Genomic DNA, 26,177 nt, shown 5'->3' on the forward strand with positions numbered 1-26,177 from the left:
GGAGTCAGCGCGCGCCGGCGCCCTGGGCGCGGGCCTGGGCCTTTTCCTTGTGCTTGACCAGCTGTCGGTCGAGCTTGTCGGCCAGGTCATCGATGGCGGCGTACATGTCGTTCTCCATGGCTTCGGCATGGAGGTCGGCACCGGCAGCATGCAGGGTGCAAGCGGCCTGCTGGCGCTCCTTCTCCACGGAGAGGGTGACCTGCACGTTGGTGATGTTGTCGTAATGACGCTCGATGCGGGTCAGTTTTTCCTGCACATAGTCACGCAGTGCGTCGGTCAGTTCCACATGATGGCCGGTGATGTTGACTTGCATGACACGCTCCTTGCTCTGTCGGGTTATGGGTCGATTGTAACCCTTTTTAGCGTCCTGCATACCCCCTCGATCGGGGGCCGCAAGACGCTCGTCGAACGGCGTCAATTCAACCGCTTGCGCGTGCATCGACGGCTAGCATTCGGGCGCGTCGAAACGCCATTCGTGGCGTTCAACGCAGGTGCTTGCGCTCGCTGGAGGAGGGGATGCCCATCCCCTCGCGATATTTCGCGACCGTGCGTCGCGCCACACTGATACCGGCCTCGTCGAGCAGGGCGACCAGCCTGCTGTCCGAGAGGGGCTTGCGGGGCGGCTCGTCCTGGATCAGCTTGCGGATGCGCGCGCGAATGGCGGTGCTGGAGTGGGCGTCGCCCTCGCCACTGCCGCCCACCTGGCTCGAGAAGAAGTACTTGAGCTCGAACATGCCGCGCGGGGTGTGGATGAACTTCTGGGTGGTGACCCGCGAGATGGTTGATTCGTGCATCTCCACGACCTGGGCGATATCGGCCAGGATCAGCGGCTTCATGGCCTCCTCGCCGCGCTCCAGGAAGTCGAGCTGGCGCACCATGATCTCGCGACCCACCCGCAGCAGGGTGTCGTTGCGGCTGGAGAGACTCTTCATCAGCCAGCGCGCCTCCTGCAGGTGATCCTTGAGGAACTGGTTGTCCGCGCTCTTGTCGGCGCGACGGATCAAGGCGGCATAGTCCGGCTGGATGCGCAGGCGCGGCATGGCCTCGGGGTTGAGTTCCACCTGCCAGCCCTCGCGGGTATGGCGGGCCACGAGGTCGGGAATCACGTAGTCGCTGTCGCCCTCGCCGAAGGCGCTGCCGGGGCGCGGGTCCAGCGAGCGCACCAGGCCGATCGCCGTGTCGAGGGCCTCGTCGTCGAGGCCGAGGCGGCGCTTGAGCAGGCGGCGATCGTCGCCGGCCAGCGCCTCGAGGAACTGGCGCACCAGGCGGCGGGCCTGGGGCAGTAACGGGGTGTCGTCGGGCAGCGTGGCGAGCTGCAGCATCAGGCACTCGCGCAGGTCGCGGGCGAAGACACCGGTGGGCTCGAACTGTTGGAGGCGCAGCAGCACCTGCTCGACTTCCCGGCTCCTGAGCCCCGCCAGGCCCTGGGCCTTGAGCCCGTCGCGGATCTCTTCCAGGGGCGGGGTGAGATAGCCGTCGCCATTGATGCCATCGATCAGGCTCTCGGCGATGCGCATCTGGCGCTCGTCCAGGTCGGTCATCGCCAGCTGCCAGGCCAGGTGACCCTGGAGGCTCTGGCCGGCGGCCTGGCGTTCGAAGTCGGGCGCCTCGCCGCCGGCGGGTGAGCTGCCCAGATCCTGATAGGTGTCGGACCAGTCGCTGTCGGTGGTGAGTTCGGTGGGGATCTCGCTGGCCCAATCATCGTCGGGCGTCTCACTCACCGCCTGTTCGCCGAACTCTTCCTCGACGTCCAGCAGGGGGTTGGATTCCAGCGCCTGCTGGATCTCCTGGCGCAGGTCCAGGGTCGAGAGCTGCAGCAGGGCGATGGCCTGCTGCAGTTGGGGGGTCATGGTCAGCTGGGTGCCGACGCGAAGCTGCAGGGAAGCCTTCATGGCCATGTGAGGAGTTCCCTCGACGTGCCGAAAATTTCCACCCTAGCCGCTGGGCGCGGGGGGTGCAACCAAAGAATTAGCAACAATCGTGCCAGGCGCAAGCAGCATGCCGTCGGCGAATAACGATATTTATATCAGCGTATTACGATAGAGAAGGCGATCAGAGGCGGAAGTCCTGGCCCAGGTAGACGTCGCGGACGCGCTGGTTGGCCAGTATCGCCTCGGCATCCCCCTCGGCGATGATCCGACCGTCGCCGACGATGTAGGCGGTGTCGCAGATGTCCAGGGTCTCGCGGACGTTGTGGTCGGTAATCAGTACGCCGATGTCGCGCGCCTTGAGCTGGCGGATGATGCCCTTGATCTCGCCCACCGAGATCGGATCGACCCCGGCGAAGGGCTCGTCGAGCAGGATGAAGGCGGGCTCGGTGGCCAGCGCCCGGGCGATCTCGACCCGCCGCCGCTCGCCCCCGGAGAGGCTCATGCCGAGGTTGTCGCGAATGTGGCTCACGTGGAAGTCCTCGAGCAGCTCCTCGAGACGCCGCACGCGGCCCTGGCGGTCGAGGTCGCGGCGCGTCTCGAGGATCGCCATGATGTTGTCGGCGACCGACAGCTTGCGAAAGATCGAGGCCTCCTGAGGCAGGTAGCCGATACCGGCCCGGGCGCGCTCGTGCATGGCCGCCGTCGACAGGTCAAGCTCGTCGATATGCACCGCGCCGGCATCGGCGCGCACCAGGCCGACGATCATGTAGAAGGAGGTGGTCTTGCCGGCCCCGTTGGGTCCGAGTAGGCCGACGATCCGGCCCTGCTCGATGGAGAGGCTGATGTCCTGCACCACCCGGCGCCGCTTGTAGCTCTTGGCCAGGTGTTCGGCCCTCAGAGTCTTCATCACGGGCCGTCCTGCTGTTCGGGCTCGAGGGTCATCCGCACGCGCTGGCTTTCCTCGACACCCTGCGCATTGGAACGCGCCTGGACGACGCGACGATCGAGGAAGTATTCGAGGTAGCCGCCGTCGAAGGTGTCGCCGCCCTGGTGGAGCTCGGCGCGGTCGATCAGCTCGATGCGCCGTTCGGCGACATGATAGACCACGGTGCGTCCCCAGCCGCGCACCAAGGGCTCGTCCTGGGCGGGCTTTTGCTCGATGTAAGCACGCTCGCCGGTGGCGGTGGCGAGGGTGAGCTGGCCCTGGTCGTTGCGGCGGATCTCCACCCGCGTGCCGGTCAGCTGCATGCTGCCCTGGCGGATCTCCACGTCGCCGGTGTAGACGGCGGTACCGGCGCGATCGTCGAGGTCGAGGCGGTCGGCCTCCACCTGGATCGGGGCGCTGGCATCTCCCTCCAGGGCCAGGGCCGGGGCGCTGCCGAGCAGCAGGCCGATGACGCCGAGGGTCAGCAGGGGGGCGAAGGGAGCTCGCATCATGACTCGGGGGCCTCGCGGGTGTCGGGCGGGTGGTGGCCGCGCACATTGTCGGTTAGTCGAGCGCGGTTGTCATCGATCCAGGCATCGAAGCGCTCGCCGCGCATCCGCTGGGGCGGCTGGCGCAGCAGCGCCGGTGTCTCGCTCCAGGCATGGCCGCTGACGGCGTCGAAGTGCAGTATCTCGGTGTCCAGCTGCCAGCGCTCGGCCGGGGCCAGCAGGCGCGCATCACCAGTCAGGGTCAGCGGGTTGCCGCCCGCGCCCAGGGTGCCGTGATCGCCGCTGGCCAGCCAGACCCGGCCCGACGTGTCGTAGAGCCGTCCCTTTGGTTGCTCGAGGCGGGTGACGTCGTCATGGGGGGTGTGGGACAGGCGCGGCGTGTCGAGGCGCTGATGAGGCTGGCCCGCCGCGTCGAAGCGCGTCAGGCGGGCGTCCTCCAGGTAGTAGTCGGGCTCGCCCGATGCGTCGCCCGGCACCGGGCCGGGCAGCGGCGCCTCCTGCAGGTCGAGCAGGGCCAATCCGCCGCCCAGAGCGAGCAGCAGCAGCAGCAATCCGGTGCGAAAGCCGGGTCGCGGCAGGCCCATGGATCAGGTCGTGCCGTGCAGGTAGGTGTCGAGTACGGCGTCCCAGTGCCCTTGGGCCTGCAGCAGGGTGTCGCAGATCTCCCGCACCGCGCCATGGCCGCCTACGGCCTCGGTGACCCAGTCGGCATGCTTGCGGATATAGGACGGCGCGCCGGGCACGCTGATGCCGACCCCGGCGCGCCGGATGGCGGCCACGTCGGGCATGTCGTCACCGCAGTAGGCGACCTGATCGAGCTCCATCTCCAGGCGAGCGCACAGCTCGCGCAGCACGGTCAGCTTCTTCTCGGCGCCCTGGAAGACGTGTTGGATGCCCAGCGCGGCGGCGCGACGGCTGACCATCGGCGAGTCGCGCCCGGTGATCAGGGCCACCACGATGCCGGCGCGCTGGAGGAGCTTGATGCCGTGGCCGTCGAGGGTGTGAAAGGCCTTGATCTCGACGCCATCGGTCTGGAAGTAGAGGCGTCCGTCGGTGAGTACGCCGTCCACGTCGAGGGCCAGCAGGCGCACGCGCCGCAGGCGGTCGACGAGCTGGCTGTCGAGCAGGGGGGGGTCGAGGCTCATGGTATCTCCGGTCGAGGGTCGGGCGATAGCGGATGGTCGCAAGGGGTCAGATGACGCCGCTCGCGAGCAGGTCGTGCATGTGCAGGGCGCCGATCGGGCGACCGTCGGCGTCGACCACGGCCAGCGCCGAGATGCGCCCGTCCTCCATCAGGCGGACCGCCTCGGCGGCCAGGGTATCGGGGGCGATGCGCTTGCCGGGGCGGGTCATGACGTCGTCGACGGTGAGCCCCGAGAGATCGCTGTGCTGGTCGAGGGTGCGGCGCAGGTCGCCGTCGGTGTAGACCCCGGCCAGGCGGCCGTCCTCGCCCACCACGCAGGTAAAGCCCAGCCCCTGGCGAGTGATCTCCAGCAGCGCATCGCGCAGGGGGCTGCCCAGCGGCACCGCGGGCAGCCGATTGCCCTGGTGCATCAGGTCGACGACCCGCAGCAGCAGGCGCTTGCCGAGGCTGCCGCCGGGGTGAGACAGCGCGAAGTCCTCGGCGGTGAAGCCGCGTGACTCGAGCAGTGCCACGGCCAGGGCATCGCCCAGCGCGAGGGCGGCCGTGGTGGATGAGGTCGGTGCCAGGTCCAGCGGGCAGGCCTCGCGTTCGACGCCGGCATCCAGGTGGGCGTCGGCATGGCGCCCCAGGGTCGAGCCTGGGCGGCCGGTCATGCTGATCAGCGGCGTGCCCATGCGCTTGAGCAGGGGCAGCAGGGCGGTGACCTCGGCGGTCTCGCCGGAGTAGGAGAGCGCCAGCACCACGTCGCCCGGGGTGATCATGCCCAGATCGCCGTGGCTGGCCTCGCCGGGATGCACGAAGAAGGCCGGGGTGCCGGTGCTGGCTAGTGTCGCGGCGATCTTGCCGGCGATGTGGCCCGACTTGCCCATGCCGGTGACCACCACGCGGCCGCGACAGGCCAGGATCAGTCGGCAGGCATGGTCGAAGGCCTCGTCGAGGCGTTCGGACAGGGCCGCCACGGCCTGCTGTTCCAGTTCCAGGGTGCGGCGGGCACTGTCGCGCAGGAGGGAAATGCCGGCCGCGGAAGGGGTGTCATTGGTCATGGCAGTGATTGTTGCCCGTTGTGAGGTTTCACTCAAGGGGTCAGGCCGCGGGGGAGAGGCTAGTGCTCCCCAACCAGGCGAGATAGGCGAGGTAGCCAAGCAGCAGCAGGGCCCCGGGCAGTCGTCCCAGGTGGCCGCGCCGATTCCACAGCAGCAGCGCCCCCAGCGCCAGGGTCAGCAGTAGCATCACGGGGTAGTCGCGGCCGGCCGCGGCGGGGTCGGTGGCGCCTGGCGCCAGCAGGGCGGGAACGGGCAGCACGGTCAGCATGTTGAACAGGTTGGAGCCGATGACGTTGCCGATCGCCAGGTCATGGTGGCGCTTGATGGCGCTGGCGACGCAGGCGGCGAGTTCCGGCAGGCTGGTGCCGATGGCCACCACGGTCAGGCCGATCGTCAGCTCGCTGACGCCGAGTCCGCGGGCCAGTTCGCTGGCGCCCCATACCAGGGCGCGGGAGCTGGCGATCATGATCACCAGGGTGCCGGCCAGCCAGGCCAGGGCCTGGCCCAGCGGCATGCCGGGAATCTCGCCACCGGTCTCATCGTCCGGGGTGTCGGCGCGAAACAGCCACCACAGGCTGAACACCAGCAGCACCAGCAGCAGCACGCCGTCGAGGCGGTCGAGGTGGCCGTTGGCCAGCGCGTAGCCGGCCAGGCCAGTGGCGCCGAGCAGCAGCGGCAGCTCGCGACGCACGATGGAGAAGCGCACCGGGATCGGCACCACCAGGGCGGTCACGCCCAGCACCAGGGCGATGTTGGCGATGTTGGAGCCCAGCGCATTGCCGATGGCCAGGTCCGGCGCGCCATCCAGGGAGGCCATCACCGAGACCACGATCTCCGGGGCCGAGGTGCCCAGCGAGACGATGGTCATGCCCACCAACAGGGTACTCATGCCGGCCCGCCAGGCGGTGGCGGCGGCGGCTCCGACGAAGCGGTCGGCGCTCCACAGCAGGCCGATGAAACCGAGCGACACGATCAGCAGGGGAACCAGCATGGCGAGATCCGGAGCGGGAATGAAGGGCGCACATTGAACATGCCGGGCACCGGCGGTGCAAGGGGCCCCTCGAGGCGCTGGCGCGCCAGGGCATAGTTAGGATACGATGTTCGACAATTTTGCGAAGGATGCTGATTTTGCGAAGGAAGCTGATGCAATGACGGACTCCCCCTTCGTGGAAGTGGAGAGCCTGCACTTCTCCCGCGGCGAGAAGGAGATCTTCCGCGGCGTCGATCTGGCGATCCCGCGAGGGCGGATCACCGCCATCATGGGCCCCAGCGGCACCGGCAAGACCACCCTGCTCAAGATGATCGGCGGCCAACTCACGCCCGATGCCGGTCGTGTGTGCATCGATGGCCAGGATGTCCATGCGCTGTCTCGCCGGGACCTGTTCGGCTTGCGCCGGCGGATGGGCATGCTCTTCCAGAGCGGGGCACTGTTCTCGGACCTGGATGTCTACGAGAACGTGGCCTTTCCGCTGCGCGTGCATACCGATCTGCCCGAGGCGATGATCCGCGATCTGGTGCTGATGAAACTGCAGGCGGTGGGGCTGCGCGGGGCCCGTGGGCTGATGCCGTCGGAACTCTCCGGCGGCATGGCGAGGCGCGTGGCGCTGGCCCGTGCGATCGCCCTGGACCCGGAGCTGATCCTCTATGACGAGCCCTTCGCGGGGCAGGATCCCATCTCCATGGGTGTGCTCGTGCAGCTGGTCAAGCGCCTGAACGAGGCGCTAGGGCTGACGGCGGTGGTGGTCTCCCACGACATCAAGGAGACCCTGAGCATCGCCGATTACGTCTACGTGATCTCCGACGGCCAGGTGATGGCTCACGGCACCCCGGCGAGCCTCGACGCGGACCGCGACCCGCGGGTCAGCCAGTTCATGCACGGCGAGCCGGACGGTCCGGTGCCGTTCCACTACCCGGCGATGGACTTTCACGCCGACATCCTGGGCACCGGGGGGCCGCAATGATCGAGCGAATTCACCGCCTGGGACGACGCGGCTGTGACGTAATGGAGTCCCTGGGGCGGGCCGGGATCTTCCTCGGACAATCGGCGGTGGGCGTGCCGAGCCGCGAGGGCCTGCGTCTGTGGGTGAGCCAGATGCACTTCGTCGGCGTGATGTCGCTGGCCATCGTGCTGGTCTCGGGGCTGTTCATCGGCATGGTGCTGGCCCTGCAGGGCTACACCATCCTGGTCGATTTCGGCGCCGAGCAGGCGCTGGGGCAGATGGTGGCCCTGTCACTCCTGCGCGAGCTGGGTCCGGTGGTGGCGGCGCTGCTTTTCGCCGGGCGAGCCGGCTCCGCCCTGACCGCCGAGATCGGCCTGATGAAGGCCACCGAGCAGCTCACCAGCATGGAGATGATCGGTGTCGACCCGCTGCGTCGCGTGATCGCGCCGCGGCTCTGGGCCGGCTTCGTGGCCCTGCCGCTGCTGACCATCGGCTTCAGCGCCGTAGGGGTCTGGGGCGGTCAGCTGGTCGGCGTCGAGTGGCTGGGGGTGTTCGAGGGCTCCTACTGGGGGAACATGCAGGCCAGTGTCGAATTCTTCGATGACGTCGGCAACGGCCTGATCAAGAGCGTGGTATTTGCCCTGGTGGTGACCTGGATCGCGGTCTTCCAGGGCTACGACCTGATTCCCACCTCGGAAGGCATCTCGCGTGCCACCACCCGCACGGTGGTCTATTCCTCTCTGGCGGTACTGGGCCTGGATTTCCTGCTCACCGCCCTGATGTTCGGAGAGCTTTCCTGATGTTCGGAGCAAACGGATGAAGCGCAGCAAGACGATGGAGCTCGGGGTCGGCCTATTCATGTTGGCCGGTATCCTGGGCCTGGTGTTCCTGGGGCTCCGAGTCAGCGGGCTCAGCCTGAGCGTGCCCAGCGAGACCTTCCGGCTCGAGGCCAACTTCGCCAACATCGGCGGCCTCAAGCCGCGGGCGCGGGTCACCATGGCCGGGGTCACCGTGGGGCGGGTCGAGAGCATCGAGCTGGACACCGACTGGTACGATGCGCGGGTGGTGATGGAGCTCGACGGTGAACTGGAAGGGCAACTGCCCGAGGACAGCACCGCCGCCATCCTCACCGCGGGCCTGCTGGGCGAGCAGTACATCGGCCTCTCGGTGGGCGGCGCCCCCGAGACCCTTGGCGACGGAGACACCTTGCGCGACACCCAGTCGGCCCTGGTACTGGAAGAGCTTATCCAGCAGTTCGTGACCAGCATGGTCAAGGAGTAACGACATGAAGACGATGCACCTACGTGCCCTGTTCGCCGGGCTCTGCCTGATGCTGGTGGCCCTGCCACTGATGGCTGCCCCGTCCGACCCGCGTCCCGAGCAGATGATTCGCGACAGCATCGACGACCTGATGACGCGCATCGAAGGGCGCGAGGCCTACTTTGCCGATCACCTCGATGAGCTCGAGGCCATCGTCGACGATAGCCTCGAGGACGTGGCCGACTTTCGCTATATCGGCGCCAGCGTGATGGGTCGCTACTTCGGCAACGCCACGCCGCAGCAGCGCTCGCGCTTCGTCCAGACCTTCCGCAAGACGTTGATCGACACCTATGCCAAGGGGCTGGTGACCTTCGACTACCGCGAGATTCGCGTGCTCGACAACCAGCAGGCCTCGCGCTATGAGGACCAGGCCAGCGTGGCCATGGAGGTGGTGGCCAACGACGGCACCGTCTATCCCGTCAGCTACTCCCTGCGTCTGGACGACGGGCAGTGGAAGGTGGTCAACGTGATCGTCAACGGCATCAACCTGGGGCTGACCTTTCGCAACCAGTTCGATCAGGCCATGCGCGATCACAACCGCGACTACGGCGCGGTGATCGAGGGCTGGTCGCCCGACCTCGCTGTCGAGGAGCTGGAGCAGGGCGGTAGCGCATGAGTGTGCTGCTCGAGCAGCACGGCTCGCGCCTGGAGGCCGATGAGCGTCGCCTGGCGGTGACCGGGGAGGTTGACTTCGGGGTGGCCTCGGCGATGGCCGAGGCCGGCCGTGACTGGCTGGCGGCCCGGCCGACGGGCAGCGAGGTGACCTTCGACCTGAGCGGCGTCGGCCGCGTCAGCAGCGCCGCCCTGAGCGTGCTGCTGGAGTGGACGCGCCGGGCCCGCCAGGCGGGCGTGCGGGTCGCGTGCGTACGCCTCTCGCCGCCCCTCGAGCGGCTGACCCGGGTCGCGGGGCTCGACACCCTGCTGCCGTTGGGGGCCGCCGAGGCCGCCTGATGGCGGTCCGCGCCTCCCTGTCGTCACCCCATCGCCAAGCGCGGTGCTTTTCTTTACCATGTTCTGCCATGACGGGACGCCCCGGCCTGCTATCACGGGCCCGGCGGGCGTTTCCGCGACGATTCGATGAACCACAGGAGTACCGGTTCCATGCAACCCAGTGACGTCAAGGCGCTGCTCGAGAACCGACTCGACGGCTGCGAGTTTCACATCCAGGGCGAAGGCTGCAATTTCCAGGTGGTCGCCGTGGGCGAGGTCTTCGAAGGGCTCTCGCCCGTCAAGCGTCAGCAGATGATCTACGGCGCCCTGACCGAGGAGATCGCCTCCGGCGCCCTGCACGCCGTGAGCATCAAGACCTACACGCCGCAGCAGTGGCAGGCCGCCACTGACCAGCAGGGGGCCTGAAGGCGAGCGCCCATGGATAAGCTGATCATTACCGGCAACGGCCCCGTCGACGGCGAGGTCTGGGTCAGCGGCGCCAAGAACGCCGCCCTACCGATCCTCTGTGCGACCCTGCTGGCCGACGAGCCGGTGACCATCGGCAACCTGCCGCACCTGCAGGACATCACCACTACCCTGGAGCTGCTCGGCCATATGGGCGTGGAGCCGGTGATGGGCGACAAGATGTGCATTCAGCTCGATGGCTCCCAGGTGACCGACTGTCACGCGCCCTACGAGCTGGTCAAGAAGATGCGCGCCTCGATCCTGGTGCTCGGGCCGCTGCTGGCCCACTTCGGCCATGCGGACGTCTCGCTGCCCGGCGGCTGCGCCATCGGTTCGCGCCCGGTGGACCTGCATATCCACGGCCTGCAGGCCATGGGGGCCGAGATCAGCGTCGAGGGCGGCTACATCCGCGCTCGGGTCGATGGTCGGCTGCACGGCGCCACCATCTTCTTCGATACGGTCACCGTGACCGGCACCGAGAACCTGCTGATGGCGGCCACCCTGGCCCAGGGCACCACGGTGCTCGAGAACGCGGCGAAGGAGCCCGAGGTGGTCGACCTCGCCGAGTGCCTGATCAAGATGGGCGCGAACATCCGCGGCCACGGCACCGACACCATCGTCATCGAGGGCGTCGAGCGCCTGCACGGTGCCTACCATGACGTGATGCCGGATCGCATCGAGACCGGCACCTTCCTGGTCGCCGCGGCGCTCTCCCGGGGGCGGGTCAGGGTGCGTCGGACCCGCGCCGACATCCTCGATGCGGTGCTGGCCAAGCTCGAGGAGGCCGGCGCCACCATCACCACTGGTGATGACTGGATCGAGCTCGACATGCAGGGGCGGCGGCCGAAGGCGGTCAACCTGCGCACGGCGCCCTACCCGGCCTTTCCCACCGACATGCAGGCCCAGTTCGTGGCCATGAACGCCGTCGCCGAAGGTACCGCCCGGGTGGTCGAGACCATCTTCGAGAACCGCTTCATGCACGTGCAGGAGCTCAATCGCATGGGCGCCGACATCGCCCTGGAGGGTAACACGGCGGTGATCACCGGCGTGGAGGCGCTCTCCGGCGCGCCGGTGATGGCCACCGATCTGCGGGCCTCGGCCTCGCTGGTGATCGCGGCGATGATGGCCGAGGGCGAGACCCTGGTCGATCGCATCTACCACATCGACCGTGGCTACGAATGCATCGAGGAAAAACTGCAGCTGCTGGGCGCGCGCATCCGGCGCGTTCCCGGCTGAGCCGACAACAGGCGAGACCCATGAGCAAGCAACTGATCCTGGCCCTCTCGAAGGGCCGCATACTCGACGAGACCCTGCCCCTGCTGGCCGACGCCGGCATCACCCCGGCCGAGGACCTGGGCAAGAGCCGCAAGCTGCTGTTCGACACCAACCTCCCGGACGTCAAGCTGGTGGTGATCCGCGCCACCGACGTGCCGACCTACGTGCAGCTCGGGGCGGCGGATCTCGGCGTGGCCGGCAAGGACGTGCTGCTCGAACATGGCGTCGAGGGGCTCTATGAGCCCCTCGACCTGGAGATCGCCCGCTGCAAGCTGATGACCGCCGGCATCACCGGGGCCGAGCCGGCCCGGGCGCGGCGTCGGGTGGCCACCAAGTTCGTCAACGTGGCGCGCCGCTACTACGCCGAGCAGGGCATCCAGGCCGAGGTGATCAAACTCTATGGCGCCATGGAGCTGGCGCCGCTGATGAACCTGGCCGACGAGATCGTCGATATCGTCGATAGCGGCAATACGCTGCGGGCCAACGGCATGGAGCCGCGTGAGCTGATCGCCCCGGTCAGCACCCGGCTGGTGGTCAACAAGGCCGCGATGACCATGAAGCACGCCCGGCTCAAGCCGCTGCTGGCCCGGCTCAATGAGGCCGTGGCGGCGCGTCGCGACGACGCGGCGCTGTCGGCGTCGTAGCTCGCCCGGCCTGGCCCGCGGCGAACCGCCGCGGGCGTCCCTTTTTTGACGACGAACCCTGATGCGACGAACCTTGATGCGAGAGGAAGCCACTGCCATGAGCGAATCCCCCACCGACGGCGTCGACATCGCCCGGCTGTCGACCGAGCAGGACGACTTCGATGCCCGGCTGGACCACCTGCTGGCCTGGGAGGGGGTTTCCGACGCCGCGATCCAGCAGCGCGTCGACGAGATCCTCGCCGAGGTGAGGGCGCGGGGCGATGCGGCGTTGGTCGAGTACTCCAATCGCTTCGACCGCCTGAGCGTCGCCTCCATGGCCGAGCTGACGCTGTGCGAGCCTCGCCTGCGCGAGGCCTACGAGGGCCTACCGACGCATCAGCGCGAGGCGCTCGCGGCGGCCGCCGAACGCATCCGGGTCTACCACGAGCACCAGAAGCCGGCCTCCTGGCAGTACACCGAGGCGGACGGCACCGTGCTCGGCCAGCAGGTCACGCCGCTGGATCGTGCCGGCATCTACGTGCCGGGCGGCAAGGCGGCCTATCCCTCCTCGGTGCTGATGAACGCCATTCCCGCCCACGTGGCCGGGGTGCGCGAGATCGTCATGGTGGTGCCGACCCCCGACGGCGTGCTCAACGAGCTGGTGCTGGCGGCGGCCTATCTGGCCGGCGTCGATCATGTCTTCACCCTCGGCGGGGCTCAGGCGGTGGCGGCGCTGGCCTACGGCACCGAGACGGTGCCGCGGGTCGACAAGATCGTCGGGCCGGGCAATATCTACGTCGCCACCGCCAAGCGGGCGGTGTTCGGTCAGGTGGGCATCGACATGATCGCCGGCCCCTCGGAGATCCTGGTGGTCTCGGACGGCGGCACCGACCCCGACTGGCTGGCCATGGACCTCTTCTCCCAGGCCGAGCACGACGAGGATGCCCAGGCGATCCTGGTGAGCTGGGACGGGGCGCACCTGGCGGCGGTGGAGGCCTCCATCGCCCGGCTGCTGCCGACCCTGGAGCGGGCGGGTATCGTGCGCGAGTCGCTGTCGCGTCGCGGCGTGCTGGTCCACTGCCGGGACCGCAACGAGGCCGCGGCGTTGATCAACCGCATCGCTCCGGAGCACCTGGAGCTCTCGGTGGCCAATCCGGAGGGGTGGCTTCCCGAGGTGCGCCACGCCGGCGCCATCTTCATGGGGCGCTACACCGCCGAGGCGCTGGGCGACTACTGCGCCGGCCCCAACCACGTGCTGCCGACCTCGGGTACGGCGCGCTTCTCCTCGCCGCTCGGGGTCTACGACTTCCAGAAGCGCTCCTCGATCATCCACTGCTCCGCGGAGGGCGCCGGCGAGCTTGGCAAGATTGCCTCGACCCTGGCGCGGGGCGAATCGCTGACCGCCCATGCGCGCTCCGCGGAGTATCGCCTGAAGCCCTAGCAGGGAAGGGGGCAAGACGCGGCCTCTCGAGATCGGCACAGCAACGACCCAGGATCAACGAAAGGGCCCCGCCGGATGGCGGGGCCCTTCGTGATGTCGGCCTGTCGCCTCAGCGCGGCCCGGGCCGGGGCAGCGCCGGCGTTGGCCGCTCGCCCAGCTCGATGGTCACCTCGCGGCGCTCGCCGCCGCGCACCACCGTCAGCGGCAGGCGGGTGCCGGGCTCCACCGCGGCGATGTCGCTCATGGTCTGTCGGGGATCCAGCACCGGCTCGCCATCCACCTCCAGCAGCACGTCGCCGGGCTGCAGGCCGGCTCGGTCGCCGGGCCCCTCGGGCACCACGCCGGCGATCACCACGCCGATGGGGTTCTTGAGGCCGAAGGAGGCGGCGAGCTCCTGGTTGAGCTCCTGGGCCTCGATGCCCATCCAGCCGCGGATGACTCGCCCCTTGACGACCAGCTCCTCGAGGATGCTGCGGGCCAGGTTGGCGGGAATCGCGAAGCCGATGCCCTGGGAGCCGCCTGAGCGCGAGAAGATCGCGGTATTGATGCCGATCAGTGCGCCCTCGGCGTTGACCAGGGCGCCGCCAGAGTTGCCGGGGTTGATGGCGGCATCGGTCTGGATGAAGTCCTCGTAGGCGTTGAGCCCCAGGTGGCTACGGCCGGTGGCGCTGATGATGCCCATGGTGACCGTCTGGCCGACCCCGAAAGGGTTGCCGATGGCCAGCGACACGTCGCCGATGGCGATCTGGGTGGTGTCGGTCAGCTCGATCACCGGCAGCGAGGCGAGTTCGATGCGCAGCACGGCGAGATCGCTCTCCGGATCGGTGCCGATCACCTCGGCAAGGGTCTCGCGTCCGTCGCGCAGCGCGACCTGGATCTGGTCGGCCCCGCGGATCACGTGATGGTTGGTCAGCACGTAGCCGTCCTCGCTGACGATCACCCCAGAGCCGAGGCTCGACAGCATGCGCTGTCGGCGGGGCGTCTCGTCGCCGAAGAACTGGCGAAAGAAGGGATCGGACATCAGCGGGTGCTCCTCCCGCTCGACCACTCGCGACGAGTAGATGTTGACGACGGCCGGTGCGGCGCGTGCCACCGCCTGCGCATAGCTCACCGGTCCCTGCTGTCGCGTCAGTGGCTCGGCCTGGCGCACTTCGGGGGCATCGCGGGATTCGGCCGGCTCCTCGGGGGCACCCGGGGCGATCTCATAGGGTGCGGAAGAGGGCGCAGGGGCCTGACGCCCGATCAGCTGCGGGAAGGCGTTGAGCAGCACGATGGCCCCCAGCACGCCGATGAGCACGGGCCAGAGGTAAGGGAGCAGGGTGCGTCGCATGCGGCGGGAGTCCTTGTCGACGATGCTGGGTCGCGGGGCATCCGCCCGCTGGTTACACTGTGCGGATTGTAACATTGCCAACCCGACCGCGCCTGGAGGCTGAATGACGAATCGAGACGACCTGGTCGCCGCCTGTGATCGCCTGCTCGAGCCCGAGCGTTTCAAGGACTACACCCTGAATGGCCTGCAGGTGGCCGGTCGCGATCGGGTGGCTCGGGTGATGAGTGGCGTGACGGCCTGCCAGGCGCTGCTCGACGAGGCCGTGGCCTGGCAGGCGGACCTGCTGCTGGTCCATCACGGCTACTTCTGGAAGAATGAGCCGGTCGCCATCACCGGCATGAAGCGCCGGCGCCTCGCGACGCTGCTGGCCCACGACATCAACCTGCTAGCCTACCACCTGCCACTGGATGCCCACTCCGAGCTTGGCAACAACGCCGAGCTCGGCCGGCGGCTGGGCTTCACCGTCACCGGCTGCGCCGACGGGGCGCTCGGCGAGGGGCTGGTGTGGCTCGGCGCGCCGTCGCCCGGCCTCGATGCCGCGGGGCTGGCCCGGCGCGTGGGCGAGTGCCTGGAGCGCGAGCCGCTGCTGATCGAAGCACCGGGTGGCGGCGAGATCCGTCGGGTCGCCTGGTGTACCGGCGGCGCCCAGGACATGATCGCTACCGCCTGCGAGGCGGGGGCCGACGCCTTCATCTCCGGGGAGATCTCCGAGCGCACCACCCATCTGGCCCGCGAGATGGGCATCCACTACCTGGCGGCGGGCCACCATGCTACCGAGCGCTACGGGGTGCAGGCGCTGGGCGAGCGACTGGCCGCCGAGTGCGAGATCGAGCACCGCTTCGTCGATATCGATAATCCGGCTTGATCTGCCGGTCATAACGACGACGCCCCGGCAATGGGCCGGGGCGTGTGATGGGATGGCGCGGCGGCTCAGTAGCGTGGCGGCTGCGGCGTTGCGCCTTCCTCGCTCTGCTTGAGGCCGAAGTCCTCGGAGAGGGTGCCGCGGTTGCCGTCGGCATAGTCGCGGGGCACGGCCGGCGCGTCGGCCTCCTCGGCGGGCGCGGGGGTGGCGGCATCCATGGCCTGGCGGCGCAGCGAAGGGGCCCCCAGGGTGGTGCTGGCCGTCGCGGCCTCCTGCTCGAGGTTCTGGCACTCCCGGCGTAGGCTCTCGGCCAGCTGGCCGATTCGCTCCAGGCTGTCGCCTAGGCCATCCTTGAGCTCGGCTAGGGCTCGCTCGCGCTCGGCAAGACGCTGGCGCAAGCGCTGAGTATTCCCGGCGCTGGCGTTGAGCAGGTGGTAGCCCAGCGCCCCGATCCCGATGCCGGCCAGCAGGCAGGCGGCAGCCAGCAACCAGCTGATGTTGGTCTCATCCACGTTGTACGTCTCCCTGGAGCAATGGCCCTGTGGCGTGCCGGCCGCCAGTGCCGTCGTGAGGCCGCTTCTGGCCGGGGATTCCATTATAGAGGCGAGCCCGTGTGCCGGGTCAATGCGGGAGGACGCACATGCCAATGACCGACGGGATGCGTATAATGCCGACGCCAAAGCCCGAGGACAGGCCATCAGGAATCCCCATGAGCGAGACGCACTCCCCCGCGGCCTCCCGCGAGTCACGCCGGCCCGAGACGCCGATGAGCCGCTACCAAGCCGATCTCGAGCGTCGTGACTTCCAGCACGATGCCGCCCAGGAGCAGGCGGTGGCGCACCTGCAGCGCCTCTTTGATGACCTGGTGAACACCCCGCCCTCGCGGGTGGCGCCGCCGAGACGCGGCGGCGGGCTCGCCTCGCGGGTGGCGGGCTTGTTGGGGCGGAGCAGGAGCGACGCGCTCGCCGAGCCGGCGCTGCCTGCCGTCAACGGGCTCTACTTCTGGGGCGGCGTGGGGCGCGGCAAGACCTACCTGATGGACACCTTCTTCGAGACGCTGCCCTTTCCCGAGAAGATGCGCACCCACTTCCACCGCTTCATGCAGCGGGTGCACAACGAGCTGGAGCATTACAAGGGCGAGAAGAATCCGCTCTCGCTGATCGCCGCCAAGTTCGCCGCTGAGGCCCGGGTGATCTGCTTCGACGAGTTCTTCGTCAAGGACATCACCGATGCGATGATCCTGGCCAACCTGCTCGAATCGCTCTTCGATCACGGGGTGGTGCTGGTGGCGACCTCCAACATCGTCCCCGGGGAGCTCTACAAGGATGGCCTGCAGCGGGCGCGATTCCTGCCGGCCATCGATCTACTCGAACGTCACTGCGAGGTGGTCAACGTCGACTCGGGCGTCGACTACCGGCTGCGCGTGCTGGAGCGCGCCGAGATCTTCCACGCCCCGCTCGATGCCGAAGCCGAGGCGGAGCTCGCCCGCAGCTTTCGCGAGATCGCCGGCCACGAGGGCGAGGTGGGCGCGCCCCTCGAGATCAATCACCGCGTGCTGCATACCCGCCGGCTTCATGACGACGTGGTGTGGTTCGAGTTTAGTGAACTCTGCGACGGGCCGCGCAGCCAGAACGACTACATCGAGCTGGCGCGGGAATTCCACAGCGTGCTGGTCTCCAACGTCACCCGCATGAGCGGAACCACCGACGACCGCACGCGGCGCTTCATCAACATGGTCGACGAGTTCTACGATCGTGGCGTCAAGCTGCTGATGTCCGCAGAGGTACCGGCCGAGGAGCTCTATCGTGACGGGCGGCTGGAGTTCGAGTTCCAGCGCACGCTCTCGCGCCTGCAGGAGATGCAGTCTCACGATTACCTGGCGCTGCCTCACAAGCCCTGATGCCACTTCCCCTCCAGCGCGCAGGTCGTGTAGAATGCGCGCTCGCTCGACCGTTGCATCGTCCCCTCGGGGCGTGGCAACCAAGAAGAATAGGGACGGTTCGATGCCGGAGCTCCGGCAATAGAACCCAATACATCCTAATGGTGATTCACCCATGAAGACGTTCACTGCCAAGCCGCAGTCCGTCCAGCGCGACTGGTTCGTCGTCGACGCTGCGGACAAGACACTCGGTCGCCTGGCCACCGAGATCGCTCGCCGCCTGCGTGGCAAGCACAAGCCGGAGTTCACCCCGCATGTCGATACCGGCGATTACATCGTCGTGATCAATGCCGAGAAGGTGAAGGTCACCGGCAACAAGGTCAACGCCAAGACCTACTACCGCCACACCGGTTATCCGGGCGGCCTGCGTTCCATGAATTTCGAGAAGATGATCGCCCACGCACCGGAGCGTGTCATCGAGTCCGCCGTCAAGGGCATGCTGCCGAAGGGTCCCCTGGGTCGTGCCATGTACTCGAAGCTCAAGGTCTACGCCGGCACCGAGCATCCGCACGCTGCCCAGCAGCCGCAAGCACTGAACATCTGAGGGAGTCTTCGCCATGACACAGCAGTATTACGGTACCGGGCGCCGCAAGACCTCTACCGCGCGCGTCTTCCTGAAGCCGGGCACCGGCAAGATCACCGTCAACAGCCGCGACCTGGACCAGTACTTTGGTCGCGTCACCGGCCGCATGGTGGTTCGTCAGCCCCTCGAGCTGACCGAGACCGTCGGCCAGTTTGACGTCTACGTCACCGTCAAGGGCGGCGGCGGCAGCGCCCAGGCCGGCGCCATCCGTCACGGCATCACCCGTGCCCTGTTGGACTACAACGAGGACTTCCGCGGTCAGCTGCGCGAAGCCGGGTATGTCACGCGTGACGCCCGTAAGGTCGAGCGTAAGAAGATCGGCCTGCGCAAGGCGCGTCGTCGCCCGCAGTTCTCCAAGCGCTGATACGCACGTATTGCCGCTCGAAAACGCCCAGGTCCTGCGACCTGGGCGTTTCTTGTTTCGGATCAAGAATTTGTCGTCGGATTGCTCCGCGCACAGGGAACCTTTCCTTGTGCGGGGCGACGCGATTTTTTAACATAGTGCGCATTTGATATCCGTGGTCGCGGGGGATTCACTGCTCGTGATGGAACAGCGGGTAAGTCGATGGGAGAAATCTGAAAATGGCAGATAACGGCGTAAACAAGGGTCGGCGCCGTTTCCTCGTAGGTGCCACCACCGTCGTGGGTGCGGTGGGTGCCGTCGGGGTTGCGGTCCCCTTTGTAGCTTCCTGGCAGCCGAGCGCCAGGGCGAGAGCGGCGGGCGCGCCCGTTCAGGCGGATGTGTCGAAGCTCGAGCCCGGGCAGCGCATGACCGTCGAATGGCGCGGCAAGCCAGTGTGGATCCTCAACCGCTCGCCGGAGATGATCGAGCGCACCGAGGCGATCGCGCCCTCGGAGCTGGCTGATCCGGATTCCAACGTGCCGCAGCAGCCGGACTACGTGGAGGGGACCCTACGCTCCATCAAGCCTGAGATCGGCGTGCTGATCGGCATCTGCACCCACCTGGGCTGCTCGCCGCTGTTCCGGCCCGAGCCAGGCAGCGTGGATGTCGAGGACTGGCCCGGCGGCTTCTTCTGCCCCTGCCACGGCTCACGCTTCGACCTGGCCGGACGCGTCTTCGCCAACGTGCCGGCGCCGACCAATCTCGAAGTGCCACCTTACCGCTTCGACAGCGATGTACTGATCACTGTCGGCGAAGATGAGGAGTCTGCCTGATGGGTAATCCGAACAAGGCCAAGGCGGATCGTGGCGTGATGCGCTGGGTCGATGACCGCTTCCCCGCCACTCAGATGTGGCAGGAGCACCTGTCCAAGTACTACGCGCCGAAGAACTTCAACTTCTGGTATTTTTTCGGCTCGCTGGCCCTGCTGGTGCTGGTCAACCAGATCCTCACCGGTGTCTGGCTGACCATGAGCTACAACCCCTCCGCCGAGGGCGCCTTCGCCTCGGTCGAGTACATCATGCGCGACGTGGAGTGGGGCTGGCTGATCCGCTACATGCACTCCACGGGGGCCTCGGCCTTCTTCGTCGTGGTCTATCTGCACATGTTCCGCGGCCTGCTCTACGGCTCCTACAAGGCGCCCCGTGAGCTGGTGTGGATCTTCGGCATGGCCATCTACCTGGCGCTCATGGCCGAGGCCTTCATGGGCTACCTGTTGCCCTGGGGCCAGATGTCCTACTGGGGTGCCCAGGTCATCATCTCACTGTTCTCCGCCATTCCGGCCATCGGCCCGGATCTGGCGCAGTGGGTGCGCGGTGACTTCCTGATCTCCGGCATCACCCTGAACCGCTTCTTCGCTCTGCACGTGGTGGCGCTGCCCATCGTGATTCTGGCGCTGGTGGTGCTGCACATCATCGCCCTGCACGAGGTCGGCTCCAACAACCCCGACGGCATCGACATCAAGAAGAAGAAAGACGAGACCGGCAAGCCGCTGGACGGCATTCCCTTCCATCCGTACTACACGGTGAAGGATATCGTCGGCGTGGCCGTGTTCCTGTTCGTCTTCGCGGTGGTGATCTTCTACTTCCCGGAGGGCGGCGGCTACTTCATCGAGAAGCCGAACTTCGAGCCGGCCAACCCGCTGAAGACGCCGGATCACATCGCGCCGGTGTGGTACTTCACGCCCTTCTACGCGATGCTGCGGGCGATCACCTTCAGCCTGTTCGGTCTGGATGCCAAGTTCCTCGGGGTCATCGTGATGGGGGCGGCGATCGCCATCCTCTTCGTGCTGCCCTGGCTGGACAAGAGCCCGGTGCGCTCCATGCGCTACAAGGGGTGGATCTCCAAGGTGATGCTGCTGCTGTTCGCCATCAGCTTCGTGATCCTCGGCGTGCTCGGCGTGCTGCCGACCACCGAGACGCGCACCCTGGTCGCCCAGCTGTGCACCGCGCTCTACTTCGCCTTCTTCCTGCTGATGCCGATCTACACCCGGCTGGAGAAGACCAAACCCGTTCCGGAAAGGGTGACTGGCTAATGAAAAAGCAACTGTTCGCACTGCTCTTCGCGCTGGTGCCGATGATCGGGTTCGCCGCCGGAGGCGGAGGCGTCCATCTGGAGGAGATGAATCCGGACCTCGAGGACAAGGCGTCGCTGCAGAATGGCATGAAGCTCTTCGTGAACTACTGCATGGGCTGCCACTCCATGGAGCATCAGCGCTTTTCTCGCGCGGCCCAGGATCTGGATATGCCCCAGGGGCTGGTCGAGGACAACCTGATCTTCTCGGACGCCCTGAAGTTCAATGACCAGATGCACATCGCCATGGATAGCGGCGATGCCGAGAGCTGGTTCGGCGCGCCGCCGCCCGACCTGACCCTCGAGGCACGCCTGCGCGGCACGGACTGGATCTATACTTACCTGCTGAGCTTCTACAAGGACCCGGAGCGACCCACCGGTGTCAACAACGCGGTCTTCCCGCTGGTGGCCATGCCCAACGTGCTGGAGCCGCTGCAGGGCGTGCAGGAGAAGGTCTGTGCCGCCACGGACAAGCCGGTCGAAGGGGCCGAGCTCGATCCGCTGACCGGCAAGTACCAGTCCTGCGAGACGCTGCAGGTGACAAAGCCCGGCCAGATGGAGCCCGAGGAGTTCGAGGAGGCGATCTACGACCTCACCAACTTCCTGGCCTATGCCGGTGAGCCGTCCAAGCTGCAAGCCCAGTCGCTGGGGCCCAAGGTGCTGATCTTCATCTTCATCTTCGGTGTCATCGGCTATTTGCTCAAGCGTGAGTACTGGCGCGACATTCACTGATCCGCCAGCGACAGTGCACCGCGGGGCGCATGGCCACAGGCCCTGCGCCCCGATGCTTTTTGCCCGATACCGGGCCGCACGATCGCCCTCAAGACGGGGGCGGTCGTGTTATCATCTCGGCACGAACTGATGCGAGGATTGTTTCATGGGTGTAGTGGCCAAGCGGTCGTCGATGATCTTCTACTCCGGAGGGGATGACCATTTCAGTCATCGTGTGCGCATCGTGCTCGCCGAAAAAGGCGTGGCCGTAGACATCGTCGAGGTGAGCGACGAGCAGCGCCCGGAGGAGCTTGCCGACCTCAATCCCTACAACAGCGTGCCCACGCTGCTCGATCGCGACCTGGTGCTCTACGAATCCAAGGTGATGATGGAGTACCTGGACGAGCGCTTCCCGCATCCGCCGCTATTGCCGGTCTATCCCGTGGCCCGTGCCAAGAGCCGGCTGTGGATGCATCGCATCGAGCGCGAGTGGTGCCCGCTGGTCGAACAGATCCAGGGCGGCGCCAAGAAGGACGTGGAGAAGGCACGCAAGGAGTTGCGCGAGAGCCTGGTCGGCATCTCGCCGATCTTCGAGGACATGCCCTACTTCATGAGCGACGAGTTCACGCTGGTGGACTGCTGCCTGGCGCCGATTCTCTGGCGCCTGCCGGTGCTCGGCATCGAGCTGCCCGAGAAGCAGGTCAAGCCGCTGCTGGGCTACATGGAGCGGCTGTTCGATCGCGACGGCTTCAAGGCAGCCCTCAGCGAGAACGAGCGCGAGATGCGCACCTGATCTACCCTGTATCCCCCGGCGCGTCCGGGGGCCTACCCCCAGGAGGGCCAAATATGCAGTCGAGCCGTCCCTATATGGCCAGGGCCCTGTACCAGTGGCTGCTGGACAACGAACTGACGCCCTATATCGTCGTCGATGCCGAGCAGGCGGGCGTCGAGGTGCCGCGACAGTTCGTCCAGAACGGTCAGATCGTGCTGAACCTGGCGCCGAGCGCCATCCGCGACTTTGCCATGGAGAACGCGGCGGTCAGCTTTTCGGCACGCTTCGGCGGACAGCCCATGCAGGTGATGGTGCCCATGGAGGCACTGATCGCCATCTATGCCCGGGAGAACGGCGTGGGCATGGTGTTCGGCCATGAGCCGGTGATGCCGCTCGAGGGCGACGAGGCGGAGGATGCATCGCCCCTCAGCGAAGTGGAGAGTTCGGTCGAGACCGGCGAAGAGGAAGGCGTCGACCCGGCCGAGCAGGATGACGGCTCCCGGCCGCGCAAGGGGCGTCCCTCCCTGCGTGTCGTCAAGTAAGCCGACCGTCCACGCGCAGCGGGTGATGCGTCGGCACACGCGCAGCGGGTGATGCGTCGGCACAAGCAGAGCCTCTAGAGAAAGTCGGAAGCGCGACCACGACGCAAGACGGCAGGCCCATGGGCCTGCCGTCTTGCGTTGCAGGAGGGCGCTCAGTCGAGGTAGTCGAAGACCTTGACGATGCGCTGCATGCCGCCCAGGCCCGCGACGGAACGCACGATGCGCTCGGCCTCGCTGCGGGTGACGATGCCCATCAGGTAGACGCTGTCGTTCTCGGTGATCACCTGGACGCGGCCCGAATCGATCTCTTGGTTGGCCACCAGGTGGGAGTTGATGCGGGTGCGTAACCAGGTGTCGGCGAGGCGCTGGCTGGCCGGCAGGTTGGCGGCGATGGCGAGTTCGTTGTGCACCTCGCGCACGTTGCGCACCGCGCCGGCGACTCGCTCGGCCTCGCTCTTGAGCTCTTCGCTGGGCACCTGGCCGGTGAGCAGCACCACGCCGTTGAAGCTGTCCACGTTGATGCGGGCATCGGCCAGGCGGGCATCGGTGCGGCCCAGGTTGTGGGCGATCTTGGTCTCGATGCTCTGGTCCTCGACCTGGGTGCCGAAGGTGCGCTCCCCGTAGTTCTCGTCGATGGTGCCGGGGTTGGTGACGCCGGTCACGGTGGTGCAGCCGGCAAGCCCGAGAACCAGGCTGAGCAGCAGGGGGGTGAGCAGGGAGGTCTTGGTCATGGTGTCACTCGCTTGTGCCGAAGAGTTGCTCGTCGATCAGGTCGCAGAGGCAGTGGATGGCCAGCAGGTGGACCTCCTGGATGCGCGCCGTGGAGGTCGCCGGGACGCGGATCTCGCAGTCGTCCTGGCCCAGCAGCGAGGCCATGTCGCCGCCGTCGCGGCCGGTCAGGGCGATCACCGTCATGTCGCGGTCATGGGCGGCCTGGATGGCCTGGATGACGTTGGCGGAGTTGCCGCTGGTGGAGATCGCCAGCAGAATGTCGCCGGGCTGGCCCAAGGCGCGAATCTGCTTGGAGAAGACCTCGTTGTAGCTGTAGTCGTTGGCGATGGAGGTCAGCGTCGAGGTGTCGGTGGTCAACGCCAGGGCCGGCAGGCTGGGACGCTCGCGTTCGAAGCGGTTGAGCAGCTCCGAGGAGAAGTGCTGGCTGTCGCCGGCGCTGCCGCCGTTGCCGCAGGCCAGGATCTTGCCTTCGTTGACCAGGCACTGGACCATCATCTGGCTGGCGACCTCGATGAAGGGGGGGAGCACTTCGCTGGCGTAGGTCTTGGTGTCGATGCTGGCGTTGAAGTGGCCGAGTATGCGCTGCTGGAAATCCATGCGGGTTCCGGGTCCTTTGGCAGAGTGGCTTGACCGGTCAGGGCGCTTCGAAGGCGTTCGCGACCCAGTCGATCTCGAGGTCGGGCGGCGTGCCGGTCACGGCCAGCACGTCGAAGCGGCAGGCACATGATAGCCGGTTGCGCTGGAGATAAAAACGCGCCGCCCGGATCAGGCGGCGCTGCTTGGTAGGGGTGATGGTCTCGAGCGGATGCCCATGGCGGCTGTCGGCCCGGTGGCGCACCTCGACGAACACCAGGACCTCGCCGTCGCGCATCACCAGGTCGATTTCGCCGCCCTTGGCATGCTGGTTGCACGCCTCGAGGGTCAGCCCGCGCTCGCCGAGCCAGCGGGCGGCGAGGCGCTCGATGGCAGCGCCGCGAGCGCGGGCGTCACGGGGTCCGATCATCGCCGAACACGCCCGGGCTCAGTACCGGTTGGGGCACCCCGTCGACGAAGCGCGCCCAGGGCAGGCGACGCTGGATGCGGCCGTCCTCTTCCGCGCTCAGCGTACCGGTGGCGCCGAACAATTCGGTCCCGCCGATGGCCTGCAGCTGCGGCATGCGCAGGGCGAGCTCATAGGCGTCCACGCCCATGGCCATCAGGCGAAACATCGTCGAGTTGGACTCGTCGCGCAGCTCGCGGTAGCTGGCGAGGAAGGGCAGGGCTTCCACGCCGCCCACCGCCGCGTCGGGAATCTGCCAGGGGATGTCGGCGAACATCACGTCGTTCAGGTCGGCGTCCAGGCGCGGCTGCAGGCGCCCCTCGAAGAGGTGCGAGGTGGCGTAGATCGGCAGGTCGCCGCTGTAGGCGTAGTCCAGGTTGGGCGGCACCTGCCGGGCGTAGTCGGGCAGGGCCAGCAGGAACAGCATATCCGGCTTGGGGTTCGTAGCCGCCCGCTTGGCGCTCTCGGTGGCCGGCGCCCCGGGGTTGTAGCGGATGGCATTGGCAACCTCGCCGCCCAGGTCGCGCCAGGCGTCCCAGAAGGCCTCGCCCACGCGGCGTCCCCAGCCGTTGTCCGGGACCAGCAGGGAGGCCAGGCGGTGGCCGTCGTTGAAGGCGCGTTGCGCGGCCTGGCGGGCCTCGTCCTCCGCGGACAGGCCGTACTGGAAGAGGCCCTTGGCCCGGTTGCGCTCGCCGCGACCATAGTTGAGCGCGAGGGTCGGCATCGGCACTCGGTCGCGCTGTTCGAGTCGGCTGACGATATCCTTGTCCAGCGGGCCGATCACCACCTGGGCGCCGAGGGCGGCGGCTTCCTGATAGAGGGCCTCCATGTTGCCGCTGCTGCTGTCGATGAAGCTCAGCTGGGCGCCGCTGTCGAGGCCCGCCAGATGATGGGTGCGGATGCCCTGGCGCGTCGCCTCGGCGATGCTCGACAGGGGGCCGGACTCTGGGAGCAGGACGGCGATATGATCGACGCGCTGGCCGCGCAGCTCGCCCAGGGCGGTGATCTCGCCAGGCAGGCGCCGGGCCGCCGGATGGCCGCGATAGCGCTCGCGCCAGTCGTCGAGGCGCGCGAACAGGCGCTGGATGTCGCTACCGGTGGAGCGCACCAGCTCGGCCAGGGTAACCCAGCCCGCGCTCAGGTCGTCGCCATCGTCGCGCAGCGCACTCAGCTCGCGACGGTCCAGTCGGGTGAGCTGCGCCCAGATCGGGTCGTTGAGCGCCTCGCGCTCAGTCGCGGCCTGGACCCGGATCAGCGCCCGGGCGGCGGCGAGGGGCTCGTCGACCTCGGCAAGCGCCAGGCCGAGGCGTTCGCGCAGGGTCAGCGAGGCCTCGCGGGGCAGTTCGATCTCGTCGAACAGCTGGCCGGCCTGGATGACGGCCCAGGGATCGCCCTCGACCTCGCCCAGTTCGGAGAGCAGCAGGGCCCAGCGCACGCGGGCCTGGCGCTCCAGGCGGCTGTCATCGACCTGTTTGGCGACCTCCAGCGCCTGGGTGCGATCGCCTCGGCGTGCTAGGATGTCGGCCGCTTCCAGGCGGGACAGGGCCGCCTGCTCCGGGCTCTGCTGTTCGGCCTGCTCGAGCAGCCGCTCGGGATCGACATCGGGCTGTCGCTCGATGAGGCCCGGCTGGAAACCGCAGCCCGCAAGGAGCAGCGCCGTGAGCGCGACGGCCAGCGGGCCGCGTAACGAGATCTTCATGATTCCTTC

At 67.6% G+C, this 26,177-nt stretch carries 32 protein-coding genes; 18 read left to right on the top strand and 14 right to left on the bottom strand.

Features of this window, described 5'->3' with window-relative positions:
* Positions 1-4: 4 nt before the first annotated feature.
* From hpf to FEI13_RS10660, 8 genes are all read right to left on the bottom strand, one after another.
* A complete protein-coding gene (gene hpf / locus FEI13_RS10625; RefSeq protein ID WP_138181516.1) occupies positions 5-313 on the bottom strand; it encodes a ribosome hibernation-promoting factor, HPF/YfiA family in 309 nt (102 codons plus the stop codon).
* Between the two features lie 169 nt (positions 314-482).
* On the bottom strand, positions 483-1,898 hold the full coding sequence (locus FEI13_RS10630; protein ID WP_138181517.1) for an RNA polymerase factor sigma-54: 1,416 nt from the start codon (positions 1,896-1,898) through the stop codon (positions 483-485).
* A 154-nt stretch (positions 1,899-2,052) separates the two neighbouring features.
* The gene (lptB, locus tag FEI13_RS10635; protein ID WP_138181518.1) at positions 2,053-2,778 is read right to left on the bottom strand and encodes an LPS export ABC transporter ATP-binding protein; all 726 of its coding nucleotides are present in this window, start codon (positions 2,776-2,778) and stop codon (positions 2,053-2,055) included.
* A complete protein-coding gene (lptA, locus tag FEI13_RS10640) occupies positions 2,778-3,305 on the bottom strand; it encodes a lipopolysaccharide transport periplasmic protein LptA (RefSeq protein WP_138181595.1) in 528 nt (175 codons plus the stop codon). Before lptA ends, lptB begins: the two co-directional genes overlap by 1 nt.
* A complete protein-coding gene (gene lptC / locus FEI13_RS10645) occupies positions 3,305-3,889 on the bottom strand; it encodes an LPS export ABC transporter periplasmic protein LptC (RefSeq protein WP_138181519.1) in 585 nt (194 codons plus the stop codon). The genes lptA and lptC overlap by 1 nt, the downstream gene beginning before the upstream one ends.
* Before the next feature lie 3 nt (positions 3,890-3,892).
* Positions 3,893-4,450: a KdsC family phosphatase gene (locus FEI13_RS10650; RefSeq protein WP_138181520.1), complete on the bottom strand. Its 558-nt coding sequence runs from the start codon at positions 4,448-4,450 to the stop codon at positions 3,893-3,895.
* Between the two features lie 46 nt (positions 4,451-4,496).
* Positions 4,497-5,492, bottom strand: coding sequence for a KpsF/GutQ family sugar-phosphate isomerase (locus FEI13_RS10655; protein WP_138181521.1), 996 nt, complete (start codon positions 5,490-5,492; stop codon positions 4,497-4,499).
* A 40-nt stretch (positions 5,493-5,532) separates the two neighbouring features.
* Positions 5,533-6,483, bottom strand: coding sequence for a calcium/sodium antiporter (locus tag FEI13_RS10660; RefSeq protein WP_138181522.1), 951 nt, complete (start codon positions 6,481-6,483; stop codon positions 5,533-5,535).
* 157 nt (positions 6,484-6,640) lie between these two features.
* On the opposite strand from FEI13_RS10660, the gene FEI13_RS10665 reads away from it, so the two are divergent.
* The 9 genes from FEI13_RS10665 (at position 6,641) to hisD (ending at position 13,486) form a co-directional block, all read left to right on the top strand.
* Entirely contained in the window at positions 6,641-7,453 is an 813-nt protein-coding gene (locus FEI13_RS10665) for an ABC transporter ATP-binding protein (protein ID WP_138181523.1), read from the top strand.
* Positions 7,450-8,232, top strand: coding sequence for a lipid asymmetry maintenance ABC transporter permease subunit MlaE (mlaE, locus tag FEI13_RS10670; protein WP_138181524.1), 783 nt, complete (start codon positions 7,450-7,452; stop codon positions 8,230-8,232). The genes FEI13_RS10665 and mlaE overlap by 4 nt, the downstream gene beginning before the upstream one ends.
* 16 nt (positions 8,233-8,248) lie before the next feature.
* A complete protein-coding gene (gene mlaD / locus FEI13_RS10675) occupies positions 8,249-8,713 on the top strand; it encodes an outer membrane lipid asymmetry maintenance protein MlaD (RefSeq protein ID WP_138181525.1) in 465 nt (154 codons plus the stop codon).
* Between the two features lie 13 nt (positions 8,714-8,726).
* Positions 8,727-9,368, top strand: coding sequence for an MlaC/ttg2D family ABC transporter substrate-binding protein (locus FEI13_RS10680; protein WP_138181596.1), 642 nt, complete (start codon positions 8,727-8,729; stop codon positions 9,366-9,368).
* Positions 9,365-9,703, top strand: a complete 339-nt coding sequence (locus FEI13_RS10685; protein WP_138181526.1) for an STAS domain-containing protein — start codon at positions 9,365-9,367, stop codon at positions 9,701-9,703. The genes FEI13_RS10680 and FEI13_RS10685 overlap by 4 nt, the downstream gene beginning before the upstream one ends.
* A 150-nt stretch (positions 9,704-9,853) precedes the next feature.
* Positions 9,854-10,108 carry a BolA family protein gene (locus FEI13_RS10690; RefSeq protein ID WP_138181527.1) on the top strand — a complete coding sequence of 85 codons (255 nt, stop codon included), beginning with the start codon at positions 9,854-9,856 and terminating at the stop codon, positions 10,106-10,108.
* Positions 10,109-10,120: 12 nt separating this feature from the next.
* Positions 10,121-11,383, top strand: coding sequence for a UDP-N-acetylglucosamine 1-carboxyvinyltransferase (murA, locus tag FEI13_RS10695; RefSeq protein WP_138181528.1), 1,263 nt, complete (start codon positions 10,121-10,123; stop codon positions 11,381-11,383).
* Positions 11,384-11,403: 20 nt separating this feature from the next.
* Positions 11,404-12,066 (top strand): ATP phosphoribosyltransferase, encoded by a 663-nt coding sequence (gene hisG / locus FEI13_RS10700; RefSeq protein ID WP_138181529.1) that lies wholly within the window; start codon positions 11,404-11,406, stop codon positions 12,064-12,066.
* Between the two features lie 97 nt (positions 12,067-12,163).
* A complete protein-coding gene (gene hisD, locus FEI13_RS10705; protein ID WP_138181530.1) occupies positions 12,164-13,486 on the top strand; it encodes a histidinol dehydrogenase in 1,323 nt (440 codons plus the stop codon).
* A 109-nt stretch (positions 13,487-13,595) separates the two neighbouring features.
* Here the strand turns inward: hisD and FEI13_RS10710 are convergent, their stop codons facing one another.
* Complete coding sequence (locus FEI13_RS10710) at positions 13,596-14,816, bottom strand: S1C family serine protease (protein WP_138181531.1); 1,221 nt, start codon at positions 14,814-14,816, stop codon at positions 13,596-13,598.
* Between the two features lie 103 nt (positions 14,817-14,919).
* Between FEI13_RS10710 and FEI13_RS10715 the strand changes: the two genes are divergently transcribed.
* Positions 14,920-15,681 (top strand): Nif3-like dinuclear metal center hexameric protein, encoded by a 762-nt coding sequence (locus FEI13_RS10715; RefSeq protein WP_138181532.1) that lies wholly within the window; start codon positions 14,920-14,922, stop codon positions 15,679-15,681.
* Positions 15,682-15,746: 65 nt separating this feature from the next.
* Here the strand turns inward: FEI13_RS10715 and FEI13_RS10720 are convergent, their stop codons facing one another.
* Entirely contained in the window at positions 15,747-16,190 is a 444-nt protein-coding gene (locus tag FEI13_RS10720) for a Z-ring associated ZapG family protein (protein ID WP_158294540.1), read from the bottom strand.
* Positions 16,191-16,387: 197 nt separating this feature from the next.
* Here FEI13_RS10720 and zapE point away from each other — a divergent pair, with 197 nt between their 5' ends.
* The 8 genes from zapE to FEI13_RS10760 all read left to right on the top strand — a co-directional run bounded on the left by zapE (position 16,388) and on the right by FEI13_RS10760 (position 22,698).
* The gene (zapE, locus tag FEI13_RS10725) at positions 16,388-17,578 is read left to right on the top strand and encodes a cell division protein ZapE (protein ID WP_138181534.1); all 1,191 of its coding nucleotides are present in this window, start codon (positions 16,388-16,390) and stop codon (positions 17,576-17,578) included.
* A 154-nt stretch (positions 17,579-17,732) separates the two neighbouring features.
* A complete protein-coding gene (gene rplM, locus FEI13_RS10730; protein WP_138181535.1) occupies positions 17,733-18,161 on the top strand; it encodes a 50S ribosomal protein L13 in 429 nt (142 codons plus the stop codon).
* Between the two features lie 13 nt (positions 18,162-18,174).
* A complete protein-coding gene (rpsI, locus tag FEI13_RS10735; protein WP_138181536.1) occupies positions 18,175-18,564 on the top strand; it encodes a 30S ribosomal protein S9 in 390 nt (129 codons plus the stop codon).
* A gap of 218 nt (positions 18,565-18,782) precedes the next feature.
* Positions 18,783-19,376: a ubiquinol-cytochrome c reductase iron-sulfur subunit gene (gene petA / locus FEI13_RS10740; protein WP_138181537.1), complete on the top strand. Its 594-nt coding sequence runs from the start codon at positions 18,783-18,785 to the stop codon at positions 19,374-19,376.
* Positions 19,376-20,635 carry a cytochrome b gene (locus FEI13_RS10745; protein ID WP_138181538.1) on the top strand — a complete coding sequence of 420 codons (1,260 nt, stop codon included), beginning with the start codon at positions 19,376-19,378 and terminating at the stop codon, positions 20,633-20,635. Before petA ends, FEI13_RS10745 begins: the two co-directional genes overlap by 1 nt.
* Positions 20,635-21,405, top strand: a complete 771-nt coding sequence (locus FEI13_RS10750) for a cytochrome c1 (RefSeq protein ID WP_138181539.1) — start codon at positions 20,635-20,637, stop codon at positions 21,403-21,405. The genes FEI13_RS10745 and FEI13_RS10750 overlap by 1 nt, the downstream gene beginning before the upstream one ends.
* A gap of 145 nt (positions 21,406-21,550) precedes the next feature.
* Positions 21,551-22,177, top strand: a complete 627-nt coding sequence (gene sspA, locus FEI13_RS10755; protein WP_138181540.1) for a stringent starvation protein SspA — start codon at positions 21,551-21,553, stop codon at positions 22,175-22,177.
* A gap of 53 nt (positions 22,178-22,230) precedes the next feature.
* Positions 22,231-22,698, top strand: a complete 468-nt coding sequence (locus FEI13_RS10760; RefSeq protein ID WP_138181541.1) for a ClpXP protease specificity-enhancing factor — start codon at positions 22,231-22,233, stop codon at positions 22,696-22,698.
* A 152-nt stretch (positions 22,699-22,850) separates the two neighbouring features.
* Here FEI13_RS10760 and FEI13_RS10765 read toward each other — a convergent pair whose 3' ends face one another.
* The 4 genes from FEI13_RS10765 to FEI13_RS10780 are packed head-to-tail and all read right to left on the bottom strand — an operon-like array spanning position 22,851 to position 26,168.
* Positions 22,851-23,429, bottom strand: a complete 579-nt coding sequence (locus tag FEI13_RS10765) for a BON domain-containing protein (protein WP_138181542.1) — start codon at positions 23,427-23,429, stop codon at positions 22,851-22,853.
* Positions 23,430-23,433: 4 nt separating this feature from the next.
* On the bottom strand, positions 23,434-24,027 hold the full coding sequence (locus tag FEI13_RS10770) for a phosphoheptose isomerase (protein WP_071941788.1): 594 nt from the start codon (positions 24,025-24,027) through the stop codon (positions 23,434-23,436).
* Positions 24,028-24,064: 37 nt separating this feature from the next.
* Complete coding sequence (locus tag FEI13_RS10775; RefSeq protein WP_138181543.1) at positions 24,065-24,433, bottom strand: YraN family protein; 369 nt, start codon at positions 24,431-24,433, stop codon at positions 24,065-24,067.
* Positions 24,417-26,168: a penicillin-binding protein activator gene (locus FEI13_RS10780; RefSeq protein ID WP_138181544.1), complete on the bottom strand. Its 1,752-nt coding sequence runs from the start codon at positions 26,166-26,168 to the stop codon at positions 24,417-24,419. The genes FEI13_RS10775 and FEI13_RS10780 overlap by 17 nt, the downstream gene beginning before the upstream one ends.
* Positions 26,169-26,177: the final 9 nt, after the last annotated feature.

The sequence above is a fragment of the Halomonas urmiana genome (assembly GCF_005780185.1).
GTDB classification, from domain to species: domain Bacteria; phylum Pseudomonadota; class Gammaproteobacteria; order Pseudomonadales; family Halomonadaceae; genus Halomonas; species Halomonas urmiana.

What these genes read in the sequence shown, in the direction of transcription:
- hisD (WP_138181530.1), top strand. Translation starts at nt 12,164, where the DNA reads ATGAGCGAATCCCCCACCGACGGCGTCGACATCGCCCGGCTGTCGACC.
- mlaE (WP_138181524.1), top strand. Translation starts at nt 7,450, where the DNA reads ATGATCGAGCGAATTCACCGCCTGGGACGACGCGGCTGTGACGTAATG.
- sspA (WP_138181540.1), top strand. Translation starts at nt 21,551, where the DNA reads ATGGGTGTAGTGGCCAAGCGGTCGTCGATGATCTTCTACTCCGGAGGG.
- lptB (WP_138181518.1), bottom strand. Translation starts at nt 2,778, where the DNA reads ATGAAGACTCTGAGGGCCGAACACCTGGCCAAGAGCTACAAGCGGCGC.
- FEI13_RS10750 (WP_138181539.1), top strand. Translation starts at nt 20,635, where the DNA reads ATGAAAAAGCAACTGTTCGCACTGCTCTTCGCGCTGGTGCCGATGATC.
- rplM (WP_138181535.1), top strand. Translation starts at nt 17,733, where the DNA reads ATGAAGACGTTCACTGCCAAGCCGCAGTCCGTCCAGCGCGACTGGTTC.
- FEI13_RS10650 (WP_138181520.1), bottom strand. Translation starts at nt 4,450, where the DNA reads ATGAGCCTCGACCCCCCCCTGCTCGACAGCCAGCTCGTCGACCGCCTG.
- FEI13_RS10630 (WP_138181517.1), bottom strand. Translation starts at nt 1,898, where the DNA reads ATGGCCATGAAGGCTTCCCTGCAGCTTCGCGTCGGCACCCAGCTGACC.
- mlaD (WP_138181525.1), top strand. Translation starts at nt 8,249, where the DNA reads ATGAAGCGCAGCAAGACGATGGAGCTCGGGGTCGGCCTATTCATGTTG.
- petA (WP_138181537.1), top strand. Translation starts at nt 18,783, where the DNA reads ATGGCAGATAACGGCGTAAACAAGGGTCGGCGCCGTTTCCTCGTAGGT.
- FEI13_RS10715 (WP_138181532.1), top strand. Translation starts at nt 14,920, where the DNA reads ATGACGAATCGAGACGACCTGGTCGCCGCCTGTGATCGCCTGCTCGAG.
- zapE (WP_138181534.1), top strand. Translation starts at nt 16,388, where the DNA reads ATGAGCGAGACGCACTCCCCCGCGGCCTCCCGCGAGTCACGCCGGCCC.
- FEI13_RS10655 (WP_138181521.1), bottom strand. Translation starts at nt 5,492, where the DNA reads ATGACCAATGACACCCCTTCCGCGGCCGGCATTTCCCTCCTGCGCGAC.
- FEI13_RS10660 (WP_138181522.1), bottom strand. Translation starts at nt 6,483, where the DNA reads ATGCTGGTTCCCCTGCTGATCGTGTCGCTCGGTTTCATCGGCCTGCTG.
- hpf (WP_138181516.1), bottom strand. Translation starts at nt 313, where the DNA reads ATGCAAGTCAACATCACCGGCCATCATGTGGAACTGACCGACGCACTG.
- FEI13_RS10665 (WP_138181523.1), top strand. Translation starts at nt 6,641, where the DNA reads ATGACGGACTCCCCCTTCGTGGAAGTGGAGAGCCTGCACTTCTCCCGC.
- FEI13_RS10690 (WP_138181527.1), top strand. Translation starts at nt 9,854, where the DNA reads ATGCAACCCAGTGACGTCAAGGCGCTGCTCGAGAACCGACTCGACGGC.
- FEI13_RS10710 (WP_138181531.1), bottom strand. Translation starts at nt 14,816, where the DNA reads ATGCGACGCACCCTGCTCCCTTACCTCTGGCCCGTGCTCATCGGCGTG.
- FEI13_RS10760 (WP_138181541.1), top strand. Translation starts at nt 22,231, where the DNA reads ATGCAGTCGAGCCGTCCCTATATGGCCAGGGCCCTGTACCAGTGGCTG.
- rpsI (WP_138181536.1), top strand. Translation starts at nt 18,175, where the DNA reads ATGACACAGCAGTATTACGGTACCGGGCGCCGCAAGACCTCTACCGCG.
- lptA (WP_138181595.1), bottom strand. Translation starts at nt 3,305, where the DNA reads ATGCGAGCTCCCTTCGCCCCCCTGCTGACCCTCGGCGTCATCGGCCTG.
- FEI13_RS10770 (WP_071941788.1), bottom strand. Translation starts at nt 24,027, where the DNA reads ATGGATTTCCAGCAGCGCATACTCGGCCACTTCAACGCCAGCATCGAC.
- FEI13_RS10780 (WP_138181544.1), bottom strand. Translation starts at nt 26,168, where the DNA reads ATGAAGATCTCGTTACGCGGCCCGCTGGCCGTCGCGCTCACGGCGCTG.
- murA (WP_138181528.1), top strand. Translation starts at nt 10,121, where the DNA reads ATGGATAAGCTGATCATTACCGGCAACGGCCCCGTCGACGGCGAGGTC.
- lptC (WP_138181519.1), bottom strand. Translation starts at nt 3,889, where the DNA reads ATGGGCCTGCCGCGACCCGGCTTTCGCACCGGATTGCTGCTGCTGCTG.
- FEI13_RS10680 (WP_138181596.1), top strand. Translation starts at nt 8,727, where the DNA reads ATGCACCTACGTGCCCTGTTCGCCGGGCTCTGCCTGATGCTGGTGGCC.
- FEI13_RS10745 (WP_138181538.1), top strand. Translation starts at nt 19,376, where the DNA reads ATGGGTAATCCGAACAAGGCCAAGGCGGATCGTGGCGTGATGCGCTGG.
- FEI13_RS10685 (WP_138181526.1), top strand. Translation starts at nt 9,365, where the DNA reads ATGAGTGTGCTGCTCGAGCAGCACGGCTCGCGCCTGGAGGCCGATGAG.
- FEI13_RS10765 (WP_138181542.1), bottom strand. Translation starts at nt 23,429, where the DNA reads ATGACCAAGACCTCCCTGCTCACCCCCCTGCTGCTCAGCCTGGTTCTC.
- FEI13_RS10775 (WP_138181543.1), bottom strand. Translation starts at nt 24,433, where the DNA reads ATGATCGGACCCCGTGACGCCCGCGCTCGCGGCGCTGCCATCGAGCGC.
- hisG (WP_138181529.1), top strand. Translation starts at nt 11,404, where the DNA reads ATGAGCAAGCAACTGATCCTGGCCCTCTCGAAGGGCCGCATACTCGAC.